General features: G+C 42.3%; 17 protein-coding genes. 1 reads left to right on the top strand and 16 read right to left on the bottom strand.

What is annotated here, in order from left to right:
- Window positions 1-11: 11 nt before the first annotated feature.
- From TZ97_RS09145 to TZ97_RS09135, 3 genes are read right to left on the bottom strand one after another with little or no spacing between them, the layout of a single operon-like run.
- Window positions 12-491 (bottom strand): V-type ATP synthase subunit K, encoded by a 480-nt coding sequence (locus tag TZ97_RS09145; RefSeq protein ID WP_003009435.1) that lies wholly within the window; start codon window positions 489-491, stop codon window positions 12-14.
- A 30-nt stretch (window positions 492-521) separates the two neighbouring features.
- Window positions 522-2,483, bottom strand: coding sequence for a V-type ATP synthase subunit I (locus TZ97_RS09140; RefSeq protein WP_045760118.1), 1,962 nt, complete (start codon window positions 2,481-2,483; stop codon window positions 522-524).
- The gene (locus TZ97_RS09135; RefSeq protein WP_003015405.1) at window positions 2,473-2,796 is read right to left on the bottom strand and encodes a hypothetical protein; all 324 of its coding nucleotides are present in this window, start codon (window positions 2,794-2,796) and stop codon (window positions 2,473-2,475) included. The genes TZ97_RS09140 and TZ97_RS09135 overlap by 11 nt, the downstream gene beginning before the upstream one ends.
- 293 nt (window positions 2,797-3,089) lie before the next feature.
- Between TZ97_RS09135 and TZ97_RS09130 the strand changes: the two genes are divergently transcribed.
- A complete protein-coding gene (locus tag TZ97_RS09130) occupies window positions 3,090-3,929 on the top strand; it encodes a MurR/RpiR family transcriptional regulator (protein ID WP_045760117.1) in 840 nt (279 codons plus the stop codon).
- A gap of 97 nt (window positions 3,930-4,026) precedes the next feature.
- Here TZ97_RS09130 and TZ97_RS09125 read toward each other — a convergent pair whose 3' ends face one another.
- The 13 genes from TZ97_RS09125 to TZ97_RS09065 all read right to left on the bottom strand — a co-directional run bounded on the left by TZ97_RS09125 (window position 4,027) and on the right by TZ97_RS09065 (window position 14,678).
- A complete protein-coding gene (locus TZ97_RS09125; RefSeq protein ID WP_045760116.1) occupies window positions 4,027-4,914 on the bottom strand; it encodes an ROK family protein in 888 nt (295 codons plus the stop codon).
- Between the two features lie 15 nt (window positions 4,915-4,929).
- Window positions 4,930-5,847 (bottom strand): dihydrodipicolinate synthase family protein, encoded by a 918-nt coding sequence (locus tag TZ97_RS09120; RefSeq protein WP_037608222.1) that lies wholly within the window; start codon window positions 5,845-5,847, stop codon window positions 4,930-4,932.
- Window positions 5,848-5,878: 31 nt separating this feature from the next.
- Complete coding sequence (locus TZ97_RS09115; protein ID WP_045760115.1) at window positions 5,879-6,985, bottom strand: Gfo/Idh/MocA family protein; 1,107 nt, start codon at window positions 6,983-6,985, stop codon at window positions 5,879-5,881.
- A 25-nt stretch (window positions 6,986-7,010) separates the two neighbouring features.
- On the bottom strand, window positions 7,011-7,844 hold the full coding sequence (locus TZ97_RS09110) for a carbohydrate ABC transporter permease (RefSeq protein WP_045760232.1): 834 nt from the start codon (window positions 7,842-7,844) through the stop codon (window positions 7,011-7,013).
- Window positions 7,844-8,728 (bottom strand): carbohydrate ABC transporter permease, encoded by an 885-nt coding sequence (locus TZ97_RS09105; protein WP_006595263.1) that lies wholly within the window; start codon window positions 8,726-8,728, stop codon window positions 7,844-7,846. The genes TZ97_RS09110 and TZ97_RS09105 overlap by 1 nt, the downstream gene beginning before the upstream one ends.
- Before the next feature lie 53 nt (window positions 8,729-8,781).
- Entirely contained in the window at window positions 8,782-10,131 is a 1,350-nt protein-coding gene (locus TZ97_RS09100; RefSeq protein ID WP_045760114.1) for an ABC transporter substrate-binding protein, read from the bottom strand.
- Between the two features lie 113 nt (window positions 10,132-10,244).
- Window positions 10,245-10,697, bottom strand: a complete 453-nt coding sequence (locus tag TZ97_RS09095; protein WP_045760113.1) for a YhcH/YjgK/YiaL family protein — start codon at window positions 10,695-10,697, stop codon at window positions 10,245-10,247.
- A gap of 161 nt (window positions 10,698-10,858) precedes the next feature.
- Window positions 10,859-11,557, bottom strand: a complete 699-nt coding sequence (locus TZ97_RS09090; RefSeq protein ID WP_009731987.1) for an N-acetylmannosamine-6-phosphate 2-epimerase — start codon at window positions 11,555-11,557, stop codon at window positions 10,859-10,861.
- Between the two features lie 170 nt (window positions 11,558-11,727).
- Window positions 11,728-12,114, bottom strand: a complete 387-nt coding sequence (locus TZ97_RS09085) for a hypothetical protein (RefSeq protein ID WP_045760112.1) — start codon at window positions 12,112-12,114, stop codon at window positions 11,728-11,730.
- Between the two features lie 158 nt (window positions 12,115-12,272).
- Window positions 12,273-13,325 carry a zinc-dependent alcohol dehydrogenase family protein gene (locus tag TZ97_RS09080; protein ID WP_045760111.1) on the bottom strand — a complete coding sequence of 351 codons (1,053 nt, stop codon included), beginning with the start codon at window positions 13,323-13,325 and terminating at the stop codon, window positions 12,273-12,275.
- Window positions 13,326-13,488: 163 nt separating this feature from the next.
- Window positions 13,489-13,812, bottom strand: coding sequence for a hypothetical protein (locus tag TZ97_RS09075; RefSeq protein WP_003009394.1), 324 nt, complete (start codon window positions 13,810-13,812; stop codon window positions 13,489-13,491).
- Window positions 13,812-14,117 carry a hypothetical protein gene (locus TZ97_RS09070; protein WP_023920072.1) on the bottom strand — a complete coding sequence of 102 codons (306 nt, stop codon included), beginning with the start codon at window positions 14,115-14,117 and terminating at the stop codon, window positions 13,812-13,814. Before TZ97_RS09070 ends, TZ97_RS09075 begins: the two co-directional genes overlap by 1 nt.
- 9 nt (window positions 14,118-14,126) lie before the next feature.
- Window positions 14,127-14,678 carry a hypothetical protein gene (locus tag TZ97_RS09065; protein WP_045760110.1) on the bottom strand — a complete coding sequence of 184 codons (552 nt, stop codon included), beginning with the start codon at window positions 14,676-14,678 and terminating at the stop codon, window positions 14,127-14,129.
- Window positions 14,679-14,712: the final 34 nt, after the last annotated feature.

Raw genomic sequence — 14,712 nt, 5'->3', positions numbered from 1 at the left:
AAAGCTAGCTCTTAGCCGACGCGTAGGGTCAATAGGAAGGACACAACGAAGGCCAAGATGGCGTAGGTTTCAACCATGGCCGCAAGGATAACCCCTTTCATCATGTCTTCAGGGCGTTTAGCCAAGATTTGCATCCCTGCTGTCGCAACATTTCCTTGGTGTTTGGCTGAGAAATAACCAACGATCGCAACTGGAAGAGCTGTAAAGAAGTAAGCGACTCCTGTTTCAAGTGGCATATCTGGCTTAATTTGCAACCAGATCAAGATCCCGATAACGAAACCGTACAAACCTTGTGTACCTGGCAACAATTGCAAAATCAAGGCTTGGGCAAATTTTTCAGGTTGTTCTTTCAAGAGTGCTGCTGCTGCTTGACCCGTTTTACCAACCCCAAGGGCAGATCCCATTCCACTAAGTGCAACGGCGATCGCCACACCAAATGCTGCAAAGAAGGCGCCCCCATGGGCTGAAAAGTATGATGCTAAAGATTCCATGAATATACTCCTATTTATTAAAGATAATACTTATTTTTTTGTTTTAATATAGCGTTCAGAAGGTTTGAGAGGACGAAATGGCTTGCCTCCTCCTTCGTAGAACTTACCGAAGAACTCCACAAAGATCAGACGGGCTCCATGCACATATCCCGACAAGAAGGACAGGAACATATTAATGGCATGTAGGACGATAAAGAGCACAAGCCCTACCGTAAACCGTCCAAGCGGTGGAAAGAGATTGACAATGAGGTTAAAGGCCGAACCGATACTCGCTCCAGACAAGCCCAAGGCCATCAAACGGGTGAAGCTGACCAAGTCTCCAACATACCCACTAACATTGTAGAGGTTAAAGAGACCGGAGGCTAAGCCGGACAGCTTCTTGGCACTGACAATGGAAACAATCAAGATCCCAATGGCATTCAAAATAGCCAGCCACTTGCCGATCGGAACTAGAAGGCTCATTCCTGGCAAGATATTGCCTACTGCTAGAAGCATTAAACCAAGTAGGATCAAGACCCAAGCAAAGCCAGCATTATAGGCTTCCGTGTAGTCTTTGAGGCGAATATTTTTCATCCCCCCTAGGAACAGTCCCACTAAGACAGTGACAAAACCAAAGACCACTGAGAGGATCAGGATGGTCATGGCGTTACTGGTCGTACTGATCAGGGCAAAAGGCATCTCAAATCCAAAGAAAGAGCCATAGACCACACCCCAAAGGGCAACTGAAATCCCGAGGAGACTGAAGAAACGAAGGTTCTTCGCTGTACCAGGCTTGAGCTTGAAGGCTTTAAGGGCAAAGCCTGTCGCTACCGTTAGTAACAGTCCATAACCGATATCTGCGACCATCATGCCAAAGAAAACAAAGTAGAAGAGAGAAACGATCGGTGTCGGATCTTGCTCGTAATACTTAGGTAGGGCGTACATCTCTGTGACTAATTCAAAAGGCTCTACCAAGGCATTATTTCGCAACTGGATCGGAACGTCATCCCAATCTTTTTCCGTCACATCTCGTGTCTCTAGTAGGACCCGAGATCCAAAGCCTTCTTGCAAGAAGTCTCGTAATGAGGCCACTTGGGATGTTTCAATCCAACCCTCTAAGGCTACCAAACTTTGCGTGCTGGCAAGAAGCGCCTTGGCTTCCTCACGAGCTCCCAAGCTCAACAAGTAATCCATCTGGTACTTGAGCTGGTCCAACTCCTTCTGGGAGTTTTGCAACTCGGCCAGGGTGGCTGCAACTACAGCTTCCTGCTCTTTGATTTCCCCTTCTAGGCGATCCAAGTAGGCGGCCGGGACCTGCTCTTCTTCATAGTCCAATTCTTTGAACCCATGGTCTTCTAGAAGCTCCTGAACAGCTACACGATCTCCCGAACGATACAAGATGACATAGCCGTGTTCGGTTTCAGACGTAAAGACTTCTTCTAACTCCAGCTCAGGATGAGCTTTTAAGGAAGAACGAACAGCGTCTGTATCGCTATTTGGGATCGTCCCGATCAAGCCATGCACATAGTGAAAAGTAGCGAGGGCAGCTGGCGTCACCTCTAACGGTCGCCATTTTTCTAAGCGCTCTATCTCTCCCTTTGCATCCGCAATCTTCTGACGAGCCTTGTCTAACACGCGCAATTGGCGTTTCAACTTGGTCAATAGAAGATCCTCGTCTCGAATCATCCCGTGAGCCTGCAAGTCATCAAAAGACAAGCTTAAGGGTTCTTCCTTCAGAGCTTGCAGAGCCTTCTTCTCAGGCATGTAGGGCTCTAGAGTCTGAATCATTTTTTCAACTTGTTCTTGACGTTTTTGCAGCTCTACCAAGGCTTGACGATTGTCCTCTGTCAAGGGTTGAGACAAGGTATTTGCCTCAAAGGCAGCCTGCCATTCTTCATGCTCACTGAGGTCATAAATCTGGATTTTTGCCTCAGACTGTAGCGCTAGTAGGAGACTGTCCAAGTCATCTTTGGGCAAGATGAGGGACAGTTTTTTCATCTGACTAACGGCCATAGCTTGCTACCACCTTTTCTACAATGGCTTCAACTAACCCAGCTCGTTTATCGGTCATCGCCTCTTGTACCTTGGCATCATTGCGCGCAACCGTTTCTTCCAGATCTTTCGTTAAACGGACGAGTCTTTCCTGGGCGTTTTTTTCTGCCTCTGTGACCAATTGCTTGGTTTCCTCATCGTAATGCTGTGCCACTGTTGCAAGGCGATCGCGTGAATCCGTTCGGATTTGTTCAACTTGAGCTTCATAGCCTACGATCACGCCCTGAGCGGCTTGCTCGATCTCTTGCATCATCTCGAGTGTTGCATTCGACATCGTCACACCTCCTTATTCAACTATTGTTCTTCCAACAACAGTACAATTATCTTAAATTATACCACAATTCATATCGTTTGTTCAGGCCCAACCGGGAATTTTCAGAAAATTGTGGACAACCAACAAGCCCCAACTGCCAAGATTGGTAGCGTTCTCTTCTTTTCTCCTATCCTGTTCCTAGTTTCAGTATTTCTTACTTGCTTTTACTTGAATAAAGCGGTTACCCATGTTATAATGTGTAATATATTATAGGAGCATCCTGTTATTTCATCTCGTGAGAAAGGAGGATTGCTGTGAAACAAGATCAAGATTTACGCGCCATTATCGCTAGCCATGAAGCTGAGTTAACAGATATGGAACGCGACATTGCCCAATATTTTTTATCATCCGAAGCACGACAGCACTCCCTGTCCTCTTCTCGTGTAACGGAGTTACTCCATGTTTCAAAGGCAGCTTTAACGCGTTTCTCTCAAAAATGTGGTTTTTCCGGCTATCGGGAATTTGTCTATCACTTTAACGAAGAAACCAAAAATCAAAAACAGGTGCAAGAGCATGACGAGCTGACGCTGAGCGTCTTGCAACGCTACCACCATATCAGTAACGTCACTGAAAGTCTGGTAAAAGATTCCCAATTAGATCGGGTAGCTGAACTAATCGATCAAGTAGACCGAGTCTATTTCTTCGGGATCGGTAGTTCCGGTTTAGTTGCTCGAGAAATGAAATTGCGCTTTATGCGACTGGGCGTCGTTTGTGAAGCCCTGACTGATCAAGATGGCTTTGCTTGGACGACCAGTATTCTCGATTCCTCTTGTTTAGTCATCGGCTTCTCATTGTCAGGAGGCACCAACTCCATTACAGACAGTCTCCTGGACGCCAAAGAAAAAGGGGCTAAAACGGTTCTTGTGACGGCTAACCCGGCTGCCATCCACCAAGGATTCACAGAAGTGTTACCGGCCACACCTCTTCCTAGTAGTACCTATATCGATCGAATCTCTGCTATTTTACCACTCCTCATTGTGGTCGATTTGATCTATGCTCATTTCCTTAATAAAAGCCGAGAACAAAAGGAAATTGTCTTTAATAGCTACTGGGAAAACAAAAAACTTTCTAGTCAACGTTCTCGAAAATCTTAATATGGTCTCCCTATTTAAAAAGCATGAAAGATCTGGTTTTCTTCATCTTTCATGCTTTTTTTGATGAATCAAAAACAAGTCGCCAGCGCGACTTGTTTTATGTTTCATGTTTTTGTCTAAAGTGATAGTAAGCCCCCAACATACCTGCGGCGTTTTGATGGTGGGCAAATTCCAAACGGATCTTATCTGCTAGGCTAGGAACCAGTTCAGCACACAGGGCTCGATAGATTTTTGGCTTGAGGATGGCTTCCTGAGCCATAATTCCCCCTCCAAGGACGATGACCTCTGGATTGACCACATAGGCGATATTGGCCAGTCCTTTTCCGAGATAGGCCACCATCCGATCAATTCCAGCCATACAGATCTTATCTCCTTCTGTTGCCTGCTTAAAGATCCGGCGACCATTCCACTGTTCCACAGGATCACCATGATGTTCTGCCACATACTCGACCAAAGCCGTCGTTGAAGCTAGATCCTGAAAGGCACCATCTGGCAAATGAAGATAGCCAACTTCACAGGCTGAATTGCTAAAGCCATGAAAGACCTGACCATCAAGCAAGAGGCAACCACCGATCCCTGTCCCAATCGTCAGGCAAACAGCATTGTTCGATCCTTTTGCATGGCCTGTAGTGACCTCTGCGAGACCAGCACAGTTGACATCATTTTCAATCTCGCAAGGGATCTGAAAGGTCTCTTCGATTTCCTTTTTGAATTGGGTGCCTGCATAGTTGGGAATTTGTGGGCCAGCATAAAAGATTTCTCCCTTATCAGGATCGACCATTCCGGCCGAAGAAATCGCAACCCCTTCCAAGGGATGCTTCTTCAAATAACGGGCTACGATTTCCTTTGTTGTGTTAAGAATGTGAGGTCCTCCTTTTTGGGCCTCCGTTGGCATTTCATGGGTCTCTAGGAGTTGCCCTTTTGCATCGGCTAGACCATACTTGATACTGGTCCCTCCGATATCAATTACAACATATGGATTCATCTAGACCTCCTTTGATCAAAGGAATCTGGCTTTTGTGTCCTGAATGAGTTGAGCAGCACGTTGAATCACTTCTTGATCCGCTTCTACTACTGGCGTCAAAGGGGAGCGAACAGATCCCAAGTCCAAACCTTCATTGATGCGCAAAACCGCTTTGATGACCGCATACATATTGCCATGAGCAGACGTCAAGACTCCGATAATGTCATTGATGGCAAACTGCAGGGCACGCGCAGTCTCCAAGTCTTTCTCAGCAATCAGCTGATTGAGCTTCAAGAAAAGTTCTGGCATCGCACCATAGGTGCCACCGATCCCAGCATGCGCTCCCATGAGACGGCCACCTAAGAATTGTTCATCTGGACCATTAAAGACGATATGGTCATCGCCTCCTAAAGAAGCAAAGGTTTGAATATCCTGAACAGGCATCGAAGAATTCTTGACCCCAATCACCCGTGGGTTTTTCAACATTTCCTTGTAAAGGCTCGGTGTCAAAGCTACCCCTGCTAATTGCGGGATATTGTAGATGACAAAGTCTGTATTGGGTGCGGCTGCACTGATTTCATTCCAGTAGTGGGCCACACTGTATTCTGGCAAGCGGAAATAGATCGGTGGAATGGCCGCAATGGCATCCACTCCTAATTCTTCCGCATGTCGTGCCAATTCCACGCTATCCTTGGTGTTGTTGCAGGCTACGTGAGCAATGATGGTCAATTTCCCTTTAGCTACCGCCATCACTTCTTCTAGAATCAGCTTGCGATCGGCCACGCTCTGGTAAATACATTCGCCAGAGGATCCGTTGACATACAAGCCCTGCACACCTTTCGCGATAAAATATTCTACCAACGCACGTACCCGCTCCGGGCTAATTTCCCCTTGGTCATCATAGCAGGCATAAAAAGCAGGGATGACTCCTTCATATTTTTTTAAATCTGACATATTTTCTCCTTTTGTCGTATCAGTAATGGTATTAACCCATGATCTCTGATAATTTAACTTTTCGGTCCTCATTAATGGAACGAGTACAAGCATCAGCAGACGCAATTGCTTCTAGCGCCGCTTCTCCGGTTAATAGTTTTTCAAATTCTTTTGATACAGGAGCACCATTCATTATGTCATGAAGGTATTTCATTTCTTTATCAATAACAGAAGATAGCCATAATGGAGTTCGTTTCCCTGGTTTACCGTAGGCAATGGCACCATCCATCTCTGTGCTATGATAAATTCTTGTACGGTCATCATCCTCTTCCTGAGATTCATGAATTAAGAAATATGATTCTTTTCCATCTACTTTCAAAGTACCTTTACAATTAAATAGATCTAATTTTATTGCACCCTTCGTCCCCTGAATCAGAACGTAGTGTTCTCCCCAACGATAGGCAGAACCCCATTCAAGCAAGGCAAATCGCTTGCCAGGGAATTCCATATTAACAAAAATCATGTCATCTTCATCACCAAAGTTTTCTCCTTGGTGAGCTACATTTCCACCTGTCATCGTAACTGTTTCAGGAATACCTCCCATTAAAAATTGAACACAATCCAACTCATGGATATGGTGGTAAAGATGGCCTCCTGATTTTTCACGAATTTTTTTCCATGAAATGGATGGTTGTTGTTCTTCCCAGCCATTTCTAGCTGTATGACAGTATAAAACGTCCCCAATAACCCCTTGATTGATCAATTCTTTAGCATGATGGACACCATTAAAGAAATTCATAATATGACCAGCCATGAAAATCACACCATTTTCTTTACATGTTTCTACCATCTCTTTACAATCTTCGTATGATAAAGCAATCGGTTTTTCACAGAATACATTTTTTCCATTCTGAGCAGCTTTAATAACAGGTTCTTTATGCAGATTATTAGGAGAGGCAACGATCACACAGTCTACATCATCACTTTGAACCAATTCATCTAGTGACGAAGCCACTCTTGCTCCTAATTCTTCTGCTACAGCTTCTGCATTTTCCGGATCATACACCACTGTAATTACTGCACCATCATTTTTTTTCATATATCTTGCTAATTCAGCACCAAAGTATCCTGTGCCGACAACACCATAATTTACAACCATTGTTTTTCTCCTATTTCTATTTTTACTATTTTACGGATCCTTCAGAAAGACCACTTGCGATTTTATTTTGGATAATTGAGAAGAAGATAATTGAAGGCAATACCACAATTACGGATGCTGCCATCATATCTCCCCAATCCAGTATTTCCGAGCCATTTAATGAACGCAAAGCCACCGCAACAGTCATCTTACTTGTATCGTTGATCAAAATCAATGCATAAAGAAATTCATTCCAGGCATTGATAAAGGTATAGATCGCTGTAGCAACAATCCCTGGCGCTACAATTGGTAATACCACTTTATAGAAGGTAACAAATTTATTCGCACCATCTATTTTTGCTGCTTCCTCGATTCCAATTGGAACTGTTTGAAAGAACCCTACTAACAACCACACTGCATAAGGAACACTAAATGAAAGATAAACAATCATTAAACCAATTAAACTATTGGTCAATCCAACTTTTGCAATGGCGATCGAATAAGGAATTGCCAATAAAATCGGAGGGAAGATATAGGTAATTACAAGCAACCGGGACATAATCGCCCCTAATTTTGGAAAGAATCGAACAATACCATAAGCAGCCATTGCAGAAATGATAATAGCGATAACTGTTGTCGTTAATGCGATTAACAGGCTATTTTTTATATTATTTATAAAATGTAAATCATTAATGACATGCGTAAAATAATCTAGAGTAAACTGTTTAGGCCAAAATCTTGTTGGAAATTGGGTTAATTCTCCTTTTCCTTTCACAGAAGATAGGAGGATCCAAACTAAAGGAAAAATTGCGATAATAGTTGAAATAACTAAAACAACATGTGACCCAATATCAAGGAGTACATTTGTTCTTCTCTTCATCATTTTCTACCCTCCTTCTCCCATTTACTAATTACTCCAAAGTAAATGAAACATACTGCCAATAAGAAAATAAATAGCAAGACTGTTACCGCTGAGGCACGCCCAAGGAGTTTTGTTCCCCATCCGAGATTATATGCAAATATTGGCAATGTTGTTGTTGCGTTTGAAGGGCCTCCGCCTGTAATCAGATAGATAATATCAAAGTTATTAAAGATCCATACTGTTCTAAGTACAACAAGTAATCCGACTACTACTTTAATATGAGGTAAAATTACAAATCGAAAAACTTGCCAACTGGAGGCTCCATCAATCCTAGCAGCTTCAAACTGTTCCTCCGGAACCGTTTGTAAGGCAGATAGAACATTGACCATGATCATAGGGGCACCAAACCAAATATTAATAAACACTAAACAGATGAAAGCCCACGTACTTTCTGTCAAAAATCCAGGGACGTGATTCATCAGTCCTAATTTCACAATCAAGTTAGGTAGATAACCATATACTCCATTTAAGATCCATTGCCAAGAAAAGGCAATGACAATAGTTGGAAATGCCCAAGGAACAATCAACAATGTTCTATATAACTTCTTAAAGCGTCTTACTCTATGCAAGGCCAGTGCTAACACAAAACCAACAAGCACTTGTCCCAAAAGAGAAAAGACTGTCCACTTAAGGGAATTAAAGAAGGCATTGTAGAAATTAGGGTCCGATAAAACTGCTTTATAGTTTGCCAATCCTACAAATTTATACCTTGGCATGATCAAATGTTTGTTTGTAAAGCTAAAATAGATGCTGGAGAAAAATGGATAAACAAATAATAGTCCAACAATGATAATAGCAGGTAATACAAACACCCATCGAGTCAAATTTCTATTTTTGACCATATGCTTATTCCTCTCTAAAAACAGAGGCCACATAATTGTAGCCTCTGCTATCATTATTTAACATCAACTGCTACAGTTTCAAATAAATCATTCAATTGTTTTTCTGCATCCTTAGCAGCCTCCATTGGATCTTTACCATTTGTAATAATATCTTGGAACATTTGTTCAATGATATGTTGGTTTGTTAACATTCCAGCTTGAACACTTGGACCATTTTCATATCCAATAGCTGTACCTTTTTCTGCTGCTTTTGTAATAACTTCTTCTGCATGTTGGAATTTCTTACGGATGTCATTATCTTTATAGGCTGGATCATCGCTAATTCCTTTGATGGCAGGCAACATTCCAACAGGAGTTGAATCCAAGAAACGAATGTAGTCTTTCTTTTCATACAAAGATTCTAAGAATGCCTTCGCTACTTCTGGATGTTTTGAATTCTTCCAAACTACCAATGGAATATTAGAAGTTTCAATACCATAATCTTTATCTGATTCTTTTACTTTTGGAATCGGATAAGCATCAATCGCATCAATTAGTTGAGGACTATTTGCTTGGATACCACCAATATGGAATCCTGAGTTAAAGTCAAAGGCTGTCTTTCCTTGATAGAACAAAGTAGCTTGTTGCAAGACATTAAAGTTCAATGAATCTTTAGGAGAAAATTCCTTGTACATTTTCACCCAATATTTAATTCCATCTTGAGCCAATTTGCTTGTCAAGTTAGCTTTCAAATCTTTTGTCAACAGACTTCCACCACCGCTTCGTACGTAGAAATTCAAGAAGCGTGTCCCCATCAAATCATTTGTCCCAAAAGGAACAGACAATCCATAAACTCCATTTTCTTTTAATTTTTTAGAAGCTTCATACAACTGGTCCCATGTTTTTGGAACTTCAATATTATATTGTTTCAATAAATCAGTGCGAACCCACATGACCTGAGCATGTGAATACAAAGGAACGGAATAAAAATTGCCATCAACCTTCGCTTCATCTAATGCTGTTTTATTAAATTTATCTTCTCCGATTTTCTTAACAGAATCATTCAATGGAACTAAAGCATCTGAATTGACCATTTCCATAACTTGGTTTGGTAATGCTGTACTAATATCTGGAACATTGCCATTCGCTAAACCTGTTGTCCATTTTGTATAAAAGTCATTCCACGAGAAGGTTTCAATTTTAATTTTAACTTTTGGATGCTTCTTCATGAACTCATCAGCTGATTTTTGAATACTTTCTAACCGAGGTCCCTGAGTAAATGAGTGCCACATTACAATTTCACCAGATAATTCTCCAGATTTATTACTTCCTTCTGCATCATTTTTTGAAGATGAACATGCAGTGACAAACAATGCGAATAACGCGAGAACCAAAGCGAAAAGAATTTTCTTACTATTTTTCATTGTTTTCCTCTTTCTATTTTTAATACAAAATATGTAATCAGTGCTTTGAAGCCTTAACTTCTCCGAAAAAACTAACTATATCGCTTATCTCCTCCATTTTCTATTTGACATATCTAATCAATCGCAATTTTGAATAGATACTTTCTGACTATTTCTTCCTGACCTGAATAGCCATTTGGTTGGTGAGGTTCACCAGGGAAGAAGACTGCAAAATTATGATAGCCCAAATGAAGTGGATAGAATTTCTCACAATGAACAAAGCCAATATCACTTGCTTCATCAAATGGAATAGCTTCATCTAGGATACGGGAACCGTAGCTAGAAAATTCATGTCCTTCAACTAATAAATGAAGGTCGGCATAACGGCGATGATGTTCAAAGCGATCATTTTCATCTTTGTTAAGGGTGTTTTCTTGGACAACGAGAAAGACCTTGTCACCGTCGATATCATATCTCCCTAGCTCAAAAGAATCTTTCCGGTGTTCATAGAGAAAATCAATCGCTTGATCCAGATTAGGATGAATCCCTTTGTACAATTTTATGTTTATTAAATCATCAAATATCATCTATTTCTCCTTTTACACTAGATTTATGTTGCAGAAAGTTAAGCAAATATGACTTCCTTCTTGAAATCTTCATCGTTATCCTTCACTGAAACATTCTCATTAAATGAATTCGACTACTCTCTATTCGGTCTCCTCCTCCTTCAATCTACTGTTTTGTTTTCTCATTTTAAGGCTGCGACGAAGCGCTCTGTAATCTCTTTTGGTCGGGTAATGGCGCCGCCTACAACGATCCCACGAACCCCAAGATCATGGATTTTCTTGGCCTGATCAGGATAGTGGATCTTGCCTTCTGCGATGACATCCACTCCTGCTTGACAGAGGCTATGGATCAGTTCAAAATCTGGCCCATCAACCTTCGGACTGTAGTCCGTATAGCCCGAAAGGGTCGTTCCGACAAAGTCTACTCCCGCTTCGACCGCTGTCAATCCTTCTTCCAGAGTAGAGGTATCAGCCATCAAGAGTTGGTCTGGATATTTCTCTTTAACTTGATGGATAAAGTCACTAATCGAAAGACCATCATGACGGGGACGTTTGGTACAATCAAGTGCAATGACTGCGATATCCAAAGCTGCCAGCTCATCGACTTCTTTCATAGTAGCCGTGATAAAGGGTTCTTCAGGTGGATAATCACGTTTGATAATCCCAATAATTGGTAACTTGGTCACTTCCTTGATTTCCTTGATATCCCGGACACTATTGGCTCGGATTCCGACAGCTCCACCCTGCTCAGCCGCTTTGACCAAGAGAGGAATGACTCCTCCTGCTTCTGTATAGAGCGGTTCGTGAGGGAGAGCTTGACAAGAAACAATGATGCCATCCTTGATTTGTTCAATCAATTCATCTTTTGTAATCTTTGACATAACTCCTTCTCCTTTGATAATAAGGCAACTCGAGTACTTGTAAATTGATTATAATCTATTTTTAAAGCGCTTACAATATTGATCGTGCAATTGGATTATAGTTTCACATTTTAGGGAAAAATAAAAAGATCTCTGAAACTAGTTTCAGAGATCTAGGACATGGTGATTCCCTAAGCCATCTTTTGAGTCGCTTTTTCCTTTACAACAAATACAAAGCCGATAGAGCCGACGACGGCTCCAAGCAAGATCCAATAGACCATATCCGATGAAGCAATTGGGCCTGCCAAGAGACCTGCTAATAAAAAGAGATCGATATACAGTCTAGTATCGCGATAGAAGGTCCAATTGAAATGGTAGCTACCTTCTGGGTACTGCCGTGTCGATACAGACGGTTGAAAGACCTGCAGAAGAATCAAAATCCCTACAAAAGCAAGATAAGCTAGGCTAACTACCGAAAGCGGAGCCCGCATCGTCAAAGCTACAGCCACTAAAAGCAAGACCAAGATCCAGAAATGGAAGTCCATCCAGAATTCACGATGATAACAAAACCGTTTCATAAGATCACACCTTTCTCTTTATGTAATCGTTTTCTGTACTTCTATTATAAGACAACAAATTTATTTTGCAAGGAATCATTGGCTTTTGGGGGTTGAAAATAGGACCAGAATATCTCTGGCCCTTCTAAAAAAACTATGAACAAAGAGTAACGAGCACATCATTCACTGATGTCATTTTCGATAATAACCTTGAGTGCATTGTTTTCACCCGCATGTTTAAAGACATCATAGGCCTTTTCGACTTCTGAGAGTTTGAAGTGGTGGGTAATGAGCTTGGTTGCATCGATCTTACCAGATTTTAGGACATTGAGCAACATTTCAGTGGTGTTGGCATTGACGAGACCGGTGTTGAGGGTAATGTTCTTGATCCACAATTCGTCCAAATTGAAGCTAACTGGTTTTCCGTGAACACCGACATTGGCAATATGACCTCCGACAGAGATGACGTTTTGGCAGACATCAAAGGTAGCAGGATAACCCACACATTCCATTGAAATATCGACACCACGACCATCCGTCACATCATTGATAAAGGCCTTAATTTCAGCGATATCACTTGAGCAGATGGTGTGAGTTGCCCCAAATTTCTTAGCTGCTTCAAGACGAGATTCAGATAAGTCCACCATGATAATCGTAGCTGGTGAGAAGAATTGAACAGTCAAGAGAGCCGCAAGACCGATCGGACCAGCTCCAACGATACAGACATTGTCCCCTGGTTTCACATGAGATGGAAGCACCCCAATTTCATAAGACGTTGGGAGAATGTCTGAGAGCATGACCAAGGCTTCGTCATCCACCGTTTCAGGCGCATGATAAAGACTGCCATCCGCATGTGGAATGTGGACATACTCTGCTTGGGTTCCGTTGATCAAGTGACCCAAAATCCAACCACCATCTTCACAGTGAGAAGGCAGACTACGTTTACAGTAGTAGCAGGTATTACAAGCTGTGACACAAGAGATAATGACCTTGTCGCCCACCTTGAAGTTGGTAACCGCATCACCGACTTCTTCGACGATCCCGATTCCTTCGTGACCTAAAATCGTGCCTTCTTTACAAGCTGGAACATCTCCTCCTAGGATATGAAGGTCTGTCCCACAGATGGTTGTCTTCAAGACACGCACAATGGCATCCGTTGGGTTTTTGATCACTGGTTTTGGTTGGTCAATCAGTTGCAGATTGCCTGCAGAGACATAGGTTGCAGCTTTCATAAGCGACTCCTTTTCTTTGTTGGTTTGATAAAACCATTTTATTTTCGTTTCTTTGTGAATATTATAACATATTAAGCAAACGCTTACAAGAATTTATGAGCACATTTTTAAAAGTTTTTTGAGCAAACAAAAACATTCCTCTTATCTCTACCAGAGGAATGTTTCAATCACCTTGTTCTAATTGTTGGCGCTGCTTATAGTACTCTTGCTGCTCGCGCTCACGTTCTTCTTCTAAACGCTCTTCATAGCGCTTGAGTTCTGCCTCAAACTCTTCTTGCAAGGCAAATAAACGTTCCAAGCCACTTTGAGCCTCCGCACTTGGGGCTTGAAAATGCAGGGCACTCAGCCAGTCTACTAAATTTTCTGTATGTTGGCGGACATCCATTCGCATATCCGCATAATCCCACTCCAACTCGCTAAGTTTCTGGTTGAAGCGGTAATGTCGATCTTCTAGTTGTTCTAATTCACTATTTCCTGAATGGTACATCACATACCTCCTTTAATCGGACTCAATAAAATCGGCTTTTTCACTGATTTCAGTGCTGCTTCTGCCGCGTCCGCTGCTCCTCCTGTAAATCCATCTTTCAAATCATTAACTAGAGTTGTTGTGGCAAAAGAGCGCATTTTTTCGGATTGACCGCTCAAAGTCACCTGCAAACTCATCCCTTCCAACATCATCAAGGCTTTTTGCGTTGCAATCAAACTCCGAATTGCAATCCGCTCTTGCTCCTTTTTAATCTCTCGATGGAGCTCCTCAATGCGTTCTCTATCCTCTCCCAGGATCTCTAACATCTTTTTCTCCTACTTATGAAAATCAAAGGCCACTGCTTGTCCCTTGTCCAAGTCCACCAATTGGGCTGATGCAACCTCCAGTTGGCCTGCCAAATCTGACAGACGTGTGTAATAGGCCTTTGCTTGAGCCAGGTTTTCCGCCTCGACCGCTTGGTCCCAGCAAGTATCCATGGAGAACTCTCCTAATAGTTGCTCCACTTCTGCGTCAGTTAAAAATTGGGCCATGCTGTGGGCCATTTGAGACACCTCCGCAACCTTATGGGAAACCGTCTCCTTGGCCACTTCTAGCTGATCTTTGAGCTCGGCCTCAAAGACCGTCGCTTGCGCTGAAGCATTTTGTGCTACTGCCAGTACCAATTCCTCTCGTAATTGAATGGTCTGGGTACCAGATGCTCCCGCCAATTGCTGATGGAGACTCGGAATGCTGGGCCTTTCCTGCCCATACATGGAGACCACCGAAGCAGATGATGGCTGATTTTCTAAAGCGGATGTTGCCCGATCTCGTTGGGGCATTTCAATAATTTTCTGTGCCTGATCTTGCACTTCACCTTCTAACTCCATTTGAGATGGCCTCCTTTCTTGGATTTGTTTTTTC

Origin of the sequence: Streptococcus parasanguinis (genome assembly GCF_000963275.1) — a bacterium.
Classification (GTDB): Bacteria; Bacillota; Bacilli; order Lactobacillales; family Streptococcaceae; genus Streptococcus; species Streptococcus parasanguinis_B.
Note: the sequence above shows the minus strand (reverse complement) of the source record. Positions and strands in the feature narration are given on the sequence as shown.

Bases quoted from the DNA above. Each gene is read 5' to 3' on its own strand.
- TZ97_RS09135 (WP_003015405.1), bottom strand. From the start codon at position 2,796: ATGTCGAATGCAACACTCGAGATGATGCAAGAGATCGAGCAAGCCGCT.
- TZ97_RS09145 (WP_003009435.1), bottom strand. From the start codon at position 491: ATGGAATCTTTAGCATCATACTTTTCAGCCCATGGGGGCGCCTTCTTT.
- TZ97_RS09095 (WP_045760113.1), bottom strand. From the start codon at position 10,697: ATGATATTTGATGATTTAATAAACATAAAATTGTACAAAGGGATTCAT.
- TZ97_RS09120 (WP_037608222.1), bottom strand. From the start codon at position 5,847: ATGTCAGATTTAAAAAAATATGAAGGAGTCATCCCTGCTTTTTATGCC.
- TZ97_RS09110 (WP_045760232.1), bottom strand. From the start codon at position 7,844: ATGAAGAGAAGAACAAATGTACTCCTTGATATTGGGTCACATGTTGTT.
- TZ97_RS09125 (WP_045760116.1), bottom strand. From the start codon at position 4,914: ATGAATCCATATGTTGTAATTGATATCGGAGGGACCAGTATCAAGTAT.
- TZ97_RS09085 (WP_045760112.1), bottom strand. From the start codon at position 12,114: ATGAAACGGTTTTGTTATCATCGTGAATTCTGGATGGACTTCCATTTC.
- TZ97_RS09075 (WP_003009394.1), bottom strand. From the start codon at position 13,812: ATGTACCATTCAGGAAATAGTGAATTAGAACAACTAGAAGATCGACAT.
- TZ97_RS09100 (WP_045760114.1), bottom strand. From the start codon at position 10,131: ATGAAAAATAGTAAGAAAATTCTTTTCGCTTTGGTTCTCGCGTTATTC.
- TZ97_RS09140 (WP_045760118.1), bottom strand. From the start codon at position 2,483: ATGGCCGTTAGTCAGATGAAAAAACTGTCCCTCATCTTGCCCAAAGAT.
- TZ97_RS09115 (WP_045760115.1), bottom strand. From the start codon at position 6,985: ATGGTTGTAAATTATGGTGTTGTCGGCACAGGATACTTTGGTGCTGAA.
- TZ97_RS09080 (WP_045760111.1), bottom strand. From the start codon at position 13,325: ATGAAAGCTGCAACCTATGTCTCTGCAGGCAATCTGCAACTGATTGAC.
- TZ97_RS09065 (WP_045760110.1), bottom strand. From the start codon at position 14,678: ATGGAGTTAGAAGGTGAAGTGCAAGATCAGGCACAGAAAATTATTGAA.
- TZ97_RS09105 (WP_006595263.1), bottom strand. From the start codon at position 8,728: ATGGTCAAAAATAGAAATTTGACTCGATGGGTGTTTGTATTACCTGCT.
- TZ97_RS09090 (WP_009731987.1), bottom strand. From the start codon at position 11,557: ATGTCAAAGATTACAAAAGATGAATTGATTGAACAAATCAAGGATGGC.
- TZ97_RS09070 (WP_023920072.1), bottom strand. From the start codon at position 14,117: ATGTTAGAGATCCTGGGAGAGGATAGAGAACGCATTGAGGAGCTCCAT.